Origin of the sequence: Rheinheimera mesophila, assembly GCF_000986865.1 — a bacterium.
Lineage (GTDB): Bacteria > Pseudomonadota > Gammaproteobacteria > Enterobacterales > Alteromonadaceae > Pararheinheimera > Pararheinheimera mesophila.
The window spans coordinates 1-11,866 of the sequence record NZ_LAVS01000026.1 but is presented as its reverse complement, the minus strand read 5'-3'; the positions used below and the strand labels follow the sequence as shown (position 1 = coordinate 11,866).

Below are 11,866 nucleotides of genomic sequence, written 5' to 3'. Positions count from 1 at the left end.
CCGGCAGTTGAAAAAGGACGATAGTTTAGGTGCACAATGCATCAGGGGCAAGGCTGGTATTTATTTTACCGCAGAAAAATAGCCGGGTCTTGGCAAGGCGGGCAGATCAGGTAAACTTGCTGCTCACTTTTTAAAAGGGACCACTGATGTTACCTATTCAGCACTATTTTCCCAAAGCCGATGCCTTAGTTTATGGTTGTATGGGACTGGGTGGCAGTTGGGATCATGCCACCACCAGTAAAGAGCAGCGGGATTTATCTTACACCGCGATAGAGGCCGCGCTGGAGGCTGGTATCCGCTTTTTTGATCATGCCGATATTTATACCCGCGGCAAAGCTGAAGCTGTGTTTGGCGACTATCTGAAAGCGCAGCCAGGTTTACGTGAACAATTACTACTGCAAACTAAATGTGCCATCCGCTTTGCTGATGCAACAGCCGTTGGCCGCTATGATTTCAGTAAAGATTATATTCTGAATTCAGTGCATCAGTCGTTACAACGACTGCAAACTGACTACATAGATATTTTATTGCTGCACAGACCGGATCAACTGATGTGGGTAGACGAAGTGGCCGAAGCTTTTGCTGAGCTGAAACAGCAGGGTAAAGTGAAGGCCTTTGGTGTGTCGAATTTTGGCTGGCCGCAACTGCAGTTATTGCAATCCGCTTTGCCTGAGCCGCTGGTGGCTAATCAGTTGCAAATGAGTCTGAACGATGTGAACTGGCTGGAGCAAAATGTGCTGACCGCTATGCCAGAAGGCGCAGCTCATCATTACAGTTACGGTACAGTCGAGTACTGTCAGTTGCATAAGGTGCAACTGCAGGCCTGGGGTAGCCTGGCCCAAGGTCTGTTTAGCGGAGGCCGTACACCTGAAACTGCCGCACAACAAGCGACAGCGGCATTGGTGGCTCAGTTAGCCGCGGACTATCAAACCAGCGCTGAAGCTATAGTTCTGGCGTTTTTATTGAAACATCCGGCCGGGATCCAGCCTGTGATAGGCACAACGTCACCCTCACGTATTGCCGCTTGCCAGCAGGCTTTAACAGTGAACTTAAGCCGTGAACACTGGTATGCGCTATATGTGGCAGCCAGAGGCAAGGCGTTACCTTAATGCCGGTGGAATAAAAAAGGGCCTGCCGGCCCTTTTTTATTGTTAAAATTAATTACTTAGTTGCAGGCACGGACTGCAAATACTGACGGTTGGGCTGCTTTAAAATGGTCTGCCAGGAACCATAAGTTGGGTTGGCTAACACAAACCATTTGGCGCCCCAGTAGTCCTGGAACTTGTCGACTAAGGCTGAGCGCTGTTCAGGCGTGATATTTTTCTTTACGTCCGGCAGGAAATCCCCGAAGTCATCGCCAATCGACATTAAAATACGGAAATCTTTGGCGGCCAGCAGACGGCGGCTTTCTTTTTCACTGCTCCAGTCTTGTTGTTCTGACTTTAACCAGATTTGAGAAGCGTCTATCTTTGTTATACCCACAGCTTTTAAATTACGCAGCGTGTCAGTTTTTTGTGGGCAGCTCTCATTGGAACCGGCACGTTTTTCACACTCCCTATTGCTGATATACAGCACTTTCACCCCGGCCGCTTCGGCTTTATTGACAAAAGCCACAGCACCTGGCACAGCTTTGGCGGCTGCCAGCGCCACCCATTGATCCCAGCGTTTTGGATCATAACCGGCGTTTAACAGCACGCTTTGTGCTGCGGTGGGTGAGTTGTCCAGAATAGTCTCGTCAATATCGACAATAATGGCCAGAGGTAACTGCTGGTAGTTGTGGGTCTGGTTTGGTAAGGCTGTCCAGTTTTTATCTGCAATAGCATGCGGCAACTGTAAAGCGGCCGTTTGATAAGTCTGAATAGCACTGGCTTTAAATTCGGCTGAGGTTTGATACCACAAGGTGGCGTTCATATTGTCATGAGGTGCGGCTTGCGAAGCAAAAGTACACAACAGCAGGCCGCTGAGCAGCGAAGATACAGAGAATTTCATCAGAGACTCCAAAGGAACAGTTAGCAGATTAAAAGAACAGCGGTACTTCTTTATAGAAAAAAGCCTCCGCGCTGCGGAGGCCTTCAGATTCAGGCTCTGTCCGCAGCCGGATCGGCTTTGGCTGCTTTGTCAGACGATTTGTCCGACAAATTATTCAGAGAAATCACCTTGGTTTTACTGATCTTATGACGATAAATCTCGCGCAGGTAATGAATAGATTTTTTCACACTGTCACGGGATAAACGGATGTCATTAATAGAGACAAACTTGTCTCTGTTGCGGATCAGTTCACGGTATTTTTTCTCGTACATAGGTTTGATCGCATACCAATTGGTATCGAGAATTTTCGCTGGATTTTCAAACTCGTGCAGCATGCTGTCTAAACGTTCTTCGTCAAAGTGCTCATCACGGATAAAGTCCAGCATGGCTTTGTCCAGTGAATCGTTAAAGCGGTAGTCATCTTTGGCGAAACAACGTTTGATAAACGACACGATCAAGGTCAGGAAATCGTCACTTAAACACGGACTTTTTACAATCAATGTGGTCAGCGAGATATTGGCTGAGGCGCCAATCACCAATGCATAACGTTTTAAGGTAGTGTTCGGGAACAGGGTATTTAAATGGCTCTTCAGGCGATTTAAATCCATGTACGACAGTTTGTAGTCTTTCGGTAACGAGATGATAGACACCACAGACGAGCAGTTTTTAAAGAAGTGCAGGTCTTTTAAATCCTTTGGATCGTAGCCATTTTTCACATAGGAGGCTAAAGCTTCACGGTAACGACCAGACTCGATAGGTAATAAACTGATGCCCTCAATGGCCTGGGTCACTTTATTAAAGTGGGGCAGGTCAATAGAGCGGAAAAACAGATCATCTATATTCAAACCGCTGTTGCTGTTTTTGTCGAACAGTTTCAGTTTATCCACAGCAGCAGGCGCATTAGGGATCACCGATTCGGCATAAGCCACAGCCACGGGGCCGGCTAGACTCATAAACAAGTCGTTGGCGTCTAAACGTATGGTTTCACCAATGTCGATACCGGCACGACGGAAGTAATTCTCGTCGTAGTCTGTGGTGACCGCTTGTGCTGTTAAAATGTTGAAAATTTGCTGCGAAATATACTGGTTGGCATATTTTTCCATCGCATTCACGTCGATGTGCTGAATTTCACCATCATCGGTTTCTTCAGCATAACGCATAATATCGTTAGAAATCAGCATCATCGCATTCCACGGCCGGATACGGTGCATCACGCTGGATTCGGCGCTGTCTTCATTTTCCAGGTTGTAGGAGAAATCCCATTCTTCCGCCAGGTATTTACACAACAAGCGGCCTGAGTTGATATGCAGCGCTTCTGACATTTCTACGCCGTGGTCGGTAATATTCGGCAGAATACAGATACCACTGGTGAAAATAGGCTCGAACACAAAAGAGTGGCCCGCGTTAGCTTCGTTTTCCGTTTCCGGTCTGGTATCAAAGGTTTTCGCCATATAGGCATATTGCTGCGCCAGGCCAAATTCGGATGCCATACCAGAACCAGTACCACCCCCGGCACTGAAAATATAGAAATACAAACGCGACTGGTTGGCTTTGATACCGCAGGAGTCAATCAGATAAGAGTGGATAAATTTCCAGTCCTGATTGGAGAACTTTTGTGTGTCTTTATTCAGAATGATTTTGGCTAAATACTGGCCCAGAATAGGGGCGTTACCTGCACCACCGGCATGGACTTCAGACAAGTCCATGATTTTCATTTTATTGTAATCCTGCAGGAAATTGGACTTTTCGCCTTTGTGTGAAAAACGAATACGGCCTTCAATGTCCTTATCCAAATCCCCCAACATCACCAGCGGCTCAATCAGGAACACAGGTTTAACCTGATGTGATCTATCCAGATTTAAACCTTTTTTAATCCAGCGCACCGGGCGGTATTCAGTCTCTTTTTGCTGACGTTCTTCAATATTAAATTCATTCATATAGAAGCTACGGGCGTTGTAGACAAGAGAGGCCACATCCAACGCTATGTTGGAGCCACAACGGCCTAAACCTATTAAGCAAACCGAAGGAAATTGTTGCTGGCGTCTGTTGGAGTCTTCTTCTTCTGAGGCGGTAACGGGGAATACACTATTTCGTAAAGCATCCAGATTGGACAAAATCCGGCTCAGGTCGCGTTCAGTGAAATACATGTAGCGGCCCGAACCAAAATTCAGGTCAGCTTCAGTTTCAGTGGCGGAGAATGGACGCACTGTTACACTGACATCGTCTTTACTGGCGCTGCTTTTTATCACTTTTGTACTCATGGATGACCTTCCGGGCTATTTTTATTGTTCTGAGCTGCAATCTATTCGTGTCATAAACATAGACTTAGCTGTCTATTATTACAATTGGCATCTGGAACAGTACAGCAAAATCATCGCAGAGAATTGAACTTTTTGATAAACAGAAAAATAAAATTGAAAAATATGGCAGTTCGCTGCAAATAAATGGGATCAGAAGCTGTCGATTTTAGTTTTTTGCTTCTGATCCCATCTCCCCCTGACTATTACCTAGTGAGCACTACATATTCGGATAATTTGGACCACCGGCGCCCTCAGGCGTCACCCAGGTGATGTTTTGGCGTGGGTCTTTGATATCACAGGTTTTGCAATGAATACAGTTTTGCGCATTGATCTGCAGTCGCGGCTGGTTATTCTCTTCAACAATTTCGTAAACACCGGCGGGGCAATAGCGCTGTGCAGGTTCATCGTATAAAGCCAGGTTCACTGACACAGGAATAGCAGCATCCGCCAGTTTCAAATGGCAGGGCTGATCTTCTTCATGATTGGTGTTGGACAAGTACACCGAAGACAAACGGTCGAAACTAAGGACATTGTCTGGTTTGGCATACTGAATTTTTGGCACTTCGGCTGCTGGTCTTAACGTCAGATGATCCACAGTCTCATCTTTTAAAGTAAAGGGCAGTTTGCCGGCAAAGATATTCTGATCCAGCGTATTAAAAGCACCGCCCCAGAAGGAGCCAAATTTATGCATGGCAGGACCAAAGTTGCGGCTTCTGAATAACTCATCAAATAACCAGCTTTGTTCAAACTGCGCTGCAAATTCAGTGAGATCAGCACCAGCTTTGTCTTGTTGCAAGGCTGCAAAGATAGTTTCTGCCGCCAACATGCCGGATTTCATCGCAGTGTGATTGCCTTTGATTTTGGCAAAGTTCAGCGTGCCGGCGTCACAACCGACCAATACGCCGCCGGGAAAGGTCATTTTTGGCAGGCTATTCAAACCGCCTTTGGCAATAGCGCGGGCACCGTAACACACCCGTTTACCGCCTTGCAGATACTGCTTAATCACAGGGTGCTGTTTGTAACGTTGAAATTCTTCAAAGGGGCTCAGGTGTGGGTTGCTGTAGTTCAAATCCACTATTAAACCCACCACAATTTGCTGACCTTCGGCATGGTATAAGTAACCACCACCGCTGGTGTCGTCCTGTAATGGCCAGCCTGCGCTGTGCACCACTAAACCTTGTTGATGCTGCTCTGCCGGTACGTCCCAGATTTCTTTAAAACCTAACGCATAATGCTGCGGAGAGCGGCCTTTATCCAGTTCATAGCGGGCAATCAGTTGCTTGCCTAAATGACCACGGCAGCCTTCGGCAAACACAGTGTATTTACCACGCAGCTCCATGGCGGGCACGTAACTGTCTTTTTGGCTGCCATCCCGGGCTACGCCCATTTCGCCGGTAATTACACCTTTGACCACATCATCTTCGATCAGCAAGTCTGCGGCAGTAAAACCGGGGAAAATCTCGACTCCCAGTTGTTCCGCCTGTGTGGCGAGCCAGCGACATAAGTTGCCGATCGACACAATGTAGTTCCCTTCATTGTGCATGGTTTTAGGCACCAGAAAATTAGGCAATTTTTGTGCATCGGTTTCATTTTTTAACAGATAAATATGGTCATGCGTAACCGATGTGGTTACGGGAGCGTTCATCTTTTGCCAGTCAGGGAATAGCTCGTTTAAAGCGCGGGGTTCAAATACGGCACCGGATAAAATATGGGCTCCCACTTCTGAGCCTTTTTCCACCACGCAGAGGCTGATCTCTGTGCCAGCGGTTTTAGCTTGCTGAGCCAGGCGGATAGCGGTCGATAAACCTGCAGGGCCCGCACCTACTATCACTACATCAAATTCCATCGACTCACGTTCAACCACAACAACCTCAACTTATCCATCGTTTTTGTCTGGCGTTTTGCCTTGTTCTGCTGATGGATGTTTATCTTGACATAAAATTTAGAACTTCTGCTGTGCGCTAGGGTATTTCAGGTTGACGTTAACGTCAACAGTCAGTAGATTGTTGGCGTGAAACGAATCAGCTTTACCTTAACGTCAACTTAGTGCTGAGTATAGCGGCCGAATGGGGTTTTTATGAAGATTTTAGTACCGGTCAAACGGGTCATAGATTACAACGTCAAAGTACGGGTAAAGGCCGATCAAAGCGGTGTGGATTTAGCCAACGTAAAAATGGCACTCAATCCGTTTTGTGAAATCGCAGTCGAAGAAGCAGTACGCTTAAAAGAAGCAGGCGTAGCCACTGAAGTGGTGGTGGTGTCTATTGGGCCTGCCGCAGTGCAGGAACAACTGCGTACTGCATTAGCTTTAGGTGCAGACCGTGCATTGCAAATTGACACTGAATTAAGCCTTGATTCACTGCAAGTGGCGAAGTTATTAAGCAAAGTGGTGGCAGATGAGCAGCCACAACTGGTGATCTTGGGTAAACAAGCCATAGATTCAGACAATAACCAGACAGGTCAGATGCTGGCGGCATTAACGGGTATGGGCCAGGGCACTTTTGCCTCTAAAGTGGTTGTGGCCGATGGCAAAGTCAATGTGACTCGCGAAATTGACGGTGGTTTACAGCAGGTGGAATTGAACTTACCAGCCGTGGTATCGACCGATCTGCGTTTAAACGAACCTCGTTATGCGTCACTGCCTAACATTATGAAAGCGAAGAAAAAACCTTTGGATGTCAAAGCGGCCGACAGCTACGGTGTGAACTTAAACTCCAATGTCACTACGTTGAAAGTCACAGCCCCGGCAAGCCGCAAAGCCGGTGTAGTGGTGGGTTCAGTTGATGAATTGGTAGCCAAATTAAAACAAGAAGCGAAGGTGATCTGATGAGCATTTTAGTCATAGCCGAACACAACAATCAGAGCCTGAAGGCCGATACCCATAAAGCCGTTAAAGCCGCCAGTCAGATTGGTGGTGATATTCACCTGCTAGTAGCAGGCTTTAACTCTGCTGCAGTAGCGGCTGAAGCGGCGACTTTGGCGGGTGTCAGCAAAGTATTGCACGCAGATTCAGCCGTGTATCAGCATCAGTTGGCAGAAAATATCAGTTTGCTGGTGACAGAACTGGCAAAGGATTATCAGCATGTTGTCGCCAGTGCGACCACCCATGGTAAAAACTTTTTACCCCGGGTTGCTGCTTTATTAGATGTGGCACAAATTTCTGATGTCATTGCCATTGAAAGCGCCGATACCTTTGTCCGCCCAGTCTATGCCGGTAATGCGATAGCGACAGTAAAAAGTAGCGATGCCATCAAAGTGCTGACAGTACGCTCTGCCGCTTTTGATGCGGTGGAAACAGGCAATAGTGCAGCGATTGAAACTATCAGCCTGGCAAAAGACGCTGGTGTATCCCGTTTTGTTGGTGAAGAGCTGACCAAATCTGAGCGCCCGGAACTGACTGCAGCACGCGTGATTATCTCAGGCGGCCGTGGTATGCAAAATGGCGAAAACTTTGCGCTGTTAAATGGTATAGCCGACAAGCTGAACGCTGCTATTGGTGCCTCACGCGCTGCAGTAGACGCGGGTTTTGTGCCAAACGATATGCAGGTTGGTCAGACAGGTAAAATTGTAGCGCCAGACTTGTATATTGCGGTGGGTATATCTGGTGCCATCCAGCATTTGGCGGGGATGAAAGACTCCAAAGTAATAGTGGCGATCAACAAAGACCCTGAAGCGCCTATTTTCCAGGTGGCCGATTACGGTCTGGTCGGCGACTTGTTTACTATCCTGCCTGAGCTCGAAGCGAAGATTTAATGTTCACCTTCATTTGATCGGAGTAAAGAGAGTGTTTTTTCGCTCTCTTTACTCAAGTTAATAAATTGCTTACAAATTTCTGCTGTAACTCTCTTGTCCGCGTTGCGTTCGATCTCTAAGATAGGCGCATCATGCGCTGTTGCAGGGCTTTTCGCCATTTGGGCGGGCAAGCTGTTCAGGAGATAAAAAATGAAAAAAACGTTAACTCTGAGTTTGCTTGTATTGTCATTAACCGGGTGCGCTACCGTACCTGCAGACAAAGACAACCTGACCACCCAGTTAGATGGCCCTTTAGCTCAATTGCAACTGGACACCCGCCAATTGCAAATGCGGCTGGAGCGCCTGACTGAGAATAAAGGCTGTGAGCAGGACAATCAGTGCAAAGTTATAGGTATAGGAGCCCGGCCTTGTGGAGGACCGGATCAGTATCTGATTTATTCGACACTGCACACGGATGAAAAAATGCTAAGCTACACCAGTGAACGTTACCAAAAGCTAAAAAAGCAGCAAAATGAAAAGCTTGGCTTAATGTCAACCTGCCAGATGATGCTGCCACCCGTCAGCGCCTGTATTGAACATAAATGCGCTATAGGTAACCCAAGCCGCTAAATAACCAGATACCGAGAGGACCATGACCCCACAAGCTTCGTTTATTTTATTGGTGTGTTGCGCTGTGGGGATGCTGTGTTGTGCTGGCGGCCTATGGTATTGGTACAGAGAAGCGCAGAAAAAGCAGCAGGAATTGCTGTTACTGCAAAGCGCTAACCAACTGCAAGCCCAACAAAATCAACACGATAAGCTAGTGCTTGAGCAGGTTCAGCAGCAGCTACAACAGGCGCAGGACGACTTTAAAGACTTAAGTTACCAGCAGCAAAAATATGCTGCCGAGCTGGCGCGCAGCCAAAGCCAGTATCAGCAGGTATCGGAACTTTGGACTGAATTAAAACAGCAGTATCAAAGCCAGCAGCACGACTATATGCAGTTGCAGCGTGAACACAGCGCCTTGCAAATCAGCTTAAAAGAAAAACAGCAGCATTTCGCCGAGCAGCAAGCCTTGTTACAACAAAGCAAGCAGCAACTCAGCCTTGAATTTCAGCAGCTAGCGCAGCAAATTTTTGAAGAAAAATCGAGCCGTTTCCAGGCCTCGAATCAAGAGGCATTAAATAGCCTGCTTAATCCATTCCGTTTGCAACTGGATGCCTTTAAAAGCAAAGTCGAAGATATTCACCTCAAAGACAGTCAGCAGCAGGCGCTCCTCAATCACGAGCTACAGCATTTAAAACTGCTGAACCAGCAAATCACCGAAGAAGCGCATCAACTGGCGGTGGCACTGAAAGGCCAAAAAAAAACTCAGGGCAACTGGGGTGAACTAGTTTTAGAAAATGTACTGGAGCGTTCCGGCTTGCGATCAGGCCAGGATTACCAGCGCGAGTTTTCGGTCACTCAGGAAGATGGCCATAAGTTAAGGCCTGATTTAGTAGTGTTTTTGCCGCAGGGCAAACATTTGATCATTGACGCCAAAGTGTCGTTAAACGCCTACAGCCGGTATATCAATTCAGAAGATGATACGGAGCGTAAACTGGCGCTACAGGAACATGTGGCTTCCATGGCGGCGCGGATTAAAGAGCTGTCCGACCGTAATTATCATAAATTACCTGGCCTGAATTCTCCGGATTTAGTCTTTATGTTTGTGCCTATTGAATCGGCTTTTGTTGAAGCGTTAAAAGCCGATGAAAGCTTATTCCAGCAAGCGCTGAATCAGAATGTATTGGTAGCGACACCGACTACGTTGCTCACCAGCCTGAATATTGTGCGGCAGTTATGGCGCTACGAGGAGCAGCATAAGCACACGGCAGAGCTCGCCAAACGCGCCGATGCGGTGTTTAACAAACTGCGCACTTTCCTGACCACCTTTTTAAGGGTGAAAGAAAGCCTGAACAAGGCGCAGGAAGCCTACGAAACCGCGGAAAGCCAACTGTATAAGGGCAGGGCGAACCTGGTGAAACAGGTCAATGAATTTAAAGAGTTAACTCCGGCTATACAGGCGGAGCTGCCGGAGTATTTTGTCGAAAAATCGCAGATTGAGTTTGATTCAGACGCTTTGGCAGAGACAAAAACTCCGTCAGCGCCATAAAGCACTAGGGGCGATGCGTGGTCAGGTTTATACTAACCGCCTTTTTTAATTGCAGAGAATTTCCGTGAGTACTTCAGATTTCAGCGCCTTTATGCAACTTCTTCAGCAAAAACTTGAACACAATAGCTGGCAAAAGCTGGTTTTAAGCAGTTATCAGGGCGAAGACAGCACATTGGTGCGGATTGAAGTGCGGCCTGTGGTATTAAAAGAAATCCCGCATTTAAGTTTTTTATACCGGCATAAAACGCGGGATATCACTAAAAACTTCGTGGTGACTGAAGGGCTTGTGCTTATTCAAACCTTATTAGGCACTGATTTTAAAGCCGCTCATTTCACAGCGCTGGATAGCGAAACACAGCTCAGTATCAGCAAAAAAGGCAAAGTGTTAAGCAGCACTAAAGCTATTAAACAGGCTGCTGCGAGCTCTGCGGCCTTCACTCATGATAAAGAAAAGCAGCGCTTTTTAACGCTGGACAGGCCTTTTTTGCAGCAGCTTGGTGTGACGGATGCTAACCATAAGCTGGTGCCCGCCATGTCACGTAAATGGAAGCAAATCAATAAGTTTGTTGAAGTGTTCGACCGGGCGTTAAACCAAACCGGCTTAAAACAAAAACCTCAAGTGCATATTGCTGATTTTGGCTCCGGCAAAGCTTATCTGACTTTTGCGGTGCATGACTATCTGACACATCAGTTAGGGCTTAATGCCAAAGTGACGGGCGTCGAACTGCGCCAGGAACTGGTGGATTTATGCAATAGCGTGGCCTGTGATTTAAATTTGCAGGGTATTGGCTTTGAGCAGGGCGATGTAAAGCATTTTCAGGCCAAAGGCATAGATGTGATGATAGCGCTGCATGCCTGCGATATAGCGACGGATTACGCTATTCATATGGGCATTCGCACCGGCGCTTCGATGATTATGTGCTCACCTTGTTGCCATAAACAGCTACGACCGCAACTGATCAGCCCGCCACTGTTACAACCTATGCTCAAACACGGTATTCATGCCGGTGAGCAAGCTGAAATGCTCACCGACAGCTTACGCGCCTTGCTGCTGGAAGCTTATGGCTACGACACTCAGGTGTTTGAATTTATCTCACTGGAACACACCAGCAAAAATAAAATGATCCTGGCGGTAAAAAGCCAAAAGCCTAAAAGCCGCGAACAGATTTTGGCCCAGGTTCAGCAGATCAAAGCGTTTTACGGGATACAGCAGCATTGCTTGGAAGAGTTATTGCTGCAGTCGGAGTGATTCAGACTCGTGCTTCTGCCTCAAAACGGAGCGGGCAACTACAACGCAGACACGCCGTAAATACATCCTTGTAGGCTCCTGTCCAGCATCCATGCTGGACAGGGTCTGCTAACGTAGTAGCCCGTCCGTTTTCTAAGTTCCTTTGCATCGTCGCTTTGTGTGAAAAGCAGGCACTCTGAACATTTGCCCTACTTCAGCCGCTTCAATTTCATGCTTGAGTTTTCCTAGATAAAATAGTCACCTACTAACACCGAAAATCATTTACTAACGTTGGCTTACGCTGCTAAATTGAATTCCCGATTTCAGGTGCAGACTCAGATTTTTAAAAATAAAAACATAAAAGGAATTTCTAAAATGTTCAAAGTTATAGCCTTATTAACCATTTCGTTTTTTTTAGTTTCA

9 protein-coding genes are annotated in these 11,866 nt (G+C 47.0%); 6 read left to right on the top strand and 3 right to left on the bottom strand.

The features are described from left to right. The first annotated feature begins 146 nt into the window (after window positions 1–146). A complete protein-coding gene (locus tag SD53_RS10235; protein WP_046520148.1) occupies window positions 147–1,109 on the top strand; it encodes an aldo/keto reductase in 963 nt (320 codons plus the stop codon). A 52-nt stretch (window positions 1,110–1,161) separates the two neighbouring features. Here the strand turns inward: SD53_RS10235 and SD53_RS10230 are convergent, their stop codons facing one another. The 3 genes from SD53_RS10230 to SD53_RS10220 all read right to left on the bottom strand — a co-directional run bounded on the left by SD53_RS10230 (window position 1,162) and on the right by SD53_RS10220 (window position 6,174). Continuing rightward, the gene (locus SD53_RS10230) at window positions 1,162–1,989 is read right to left on the bottom strand and encodes a 5'-nucleotidase, lipoprotein e(P4) family (RefSeq protein WP_046520147.1); all 828 of its coding nucleotides are present in this window, start codon (window positions 1,987–1,989) and stop codon (window positions 1,162–1,164) included. Between the two features lie 89 nt (window positions 1,990–2,078). Continuing rightward, the gene (locus tag SD53_RS10225) at window positions 2,079–4,175 is read right to left on the bottom strand and encodes a hypothetical protein (protein ID WP_241481786.1); all 2,097 of its coding nucleotides are present in this window, start codon (window positions 4,173–4,175) and stop codon (window positions 2,079–2,081) included. A 370-nt stretch (window positions 4,176–4,545) separates the two neighbouring features. Continuing rightward, window positions 4,546–6,174 carry an electron transfer flavoprotein-ubiquinone oxidoreductase gene (locus SD53_RS10220; RefSeq protein ID WP_046520145.1) on the bottom strand — a complete coding sequence of 543 codons (1,629 nt, stop codon included), beginning with the start codon at window positions 6,172–6,174 and terminating at the stop codon, window positions 4,546–4,548. Between the two features lie 231 nt (window positions 6,175–6,405). On the opposite strand from SD53_RS10220, the gene SD53_RS10215 reads away from it, so the two are divergent. The 5 genes from SD53_RS10215 to SD53_RS10195 all read left to right on the top strand — a co-directional run bounded on the left by SD53_RS10215 (window position 6,406) and on the right by SD53_RS10195 (window position 11,464). Continuing rightward, on the top strand, window positions 6,406–7,155 hold the full coding sequence (locus SD53_RS10215; RefSeq protein WP_046520144.1) for an electron transfer flavoprotein subunit beta/FixA family protein: 750 nt from the start codon (window positions 6,406–6,408) through the stop codon (window positions 7,153–7,155). Further along, the gene (locus tag SD53_RS10210) at window positions 7,155–8,081 is read left to right on the top strand and encodes an electron transfer flavoprotein subunit alpha/FixB family protein (protein ID WP_046520143.1); all 927 of its coding nucleotides are present in this window, start codon (window positions 7,155–7,157) and stop codon (window positions 8,079–8,081) included. The genes SD53_RS10215 and SD53_RS10210 overlap by 1 nt, the downstream gene beginning before the upstream one ends. Window positions 8,082–8,270: 189 nt before the next feature. Then, on the top strand, window positions 8,271–8,690 hold the full coding sequence (locus SD53_RS10205) for a hypothetical protein (protein WP_046520142.1): 420 nt from the start codon (window positions 8,271–8,273) through the stop codon (window positions 8,688–8,690). 22 nt (window positions 8,691–8,712) lie between these two features. Beyond that, window positions 8,713–10,215, top strand: coding sequence for a DNA recombination protein RmuC (locus SD53_RS10200; RefSeq protein WP_046520141.1), 1,503 nt, complete (start codon window positions 8,713–8,715; stop codon window positions 10,213–10,215). Window positions 10,216–10,279: 64 nt separating this feature from the next. After that, on the top strand, window positions 10,280–11,464 hold the full coding sequence (locus SD53_RS10195) for a class I SAM-dependent methyltransferase (protein WP_106693147.1): 1,185 nt from the start codon (window positions 10,280–10,282) through the stop codon (window positions 11,462–11,464). The last annotated feature ends 402 nt before the right edge of the window (window positions 11,465–11,866 follow it).

What these genes read in the sequence shown, in the direction of transcription:
- SD53_RS10235 (WP_046520148.1), top strand. Translation starts at nt 147, where the DNA reads ATGTTACCTATTCAGCACTATTTTCCCAAAGCCGATGCCTTAGTTTAT.
- SD53_RS10230 (WP_046520147.1), bottom strand. Translation starts at nt 1,989, where the DNA reads ATGAAATTCTCTGTATCTTCGCTGCTCAGCGGCCTGCTGTTGTGTACT.
- SD53_RS10205 (WP_046520142.1), top strand. Translation starts at nt 8,271, where the DNA reads ATGAAAAAAACGTTAACTCTGAGTTTGCTTGTATTGTCATTAACCGGG.
- SD53_RS10210 (WP_046520143.1), top strand. Translation starts at nt 7,155, where the DNA reads ATGAGCATTTTAGTCATAGCCGAACACAACAATCAGAGCCTGAAGGCC.
- SD53_RS10200 (WP_046520141.1), top strand. Translation starts at nt 8,713, where the DNA reads ATGACCCCACAAGCTTCGTTTATTTTATTGGTGTGTTGCGCTGTGGGG.
- SD53_RS10220 (WP_046520145.1), bottom strand. Translation starts at nt 6,174, where the DNA reads ATGGAATTTGATGTAGTGATAGTAGGTGCGGGCCCTGCAGGTTTATCG.
- SD53_RS10225 (WP_241481786.1), bottom strand. Translation starts at nt 4,175, where the DNA reads ATGTATTTCACTGAACGCGACCTGAGCCGGATTTTGTCCAATCTGGAT.
- SD53_RS10215 (WP_046520144.1), top strand. Translation starts at nt 6,406, where the DNA reads ATGAAGATTTTAGTACCGGTCAAACGGGTCATAGATTACAACGTCAAA.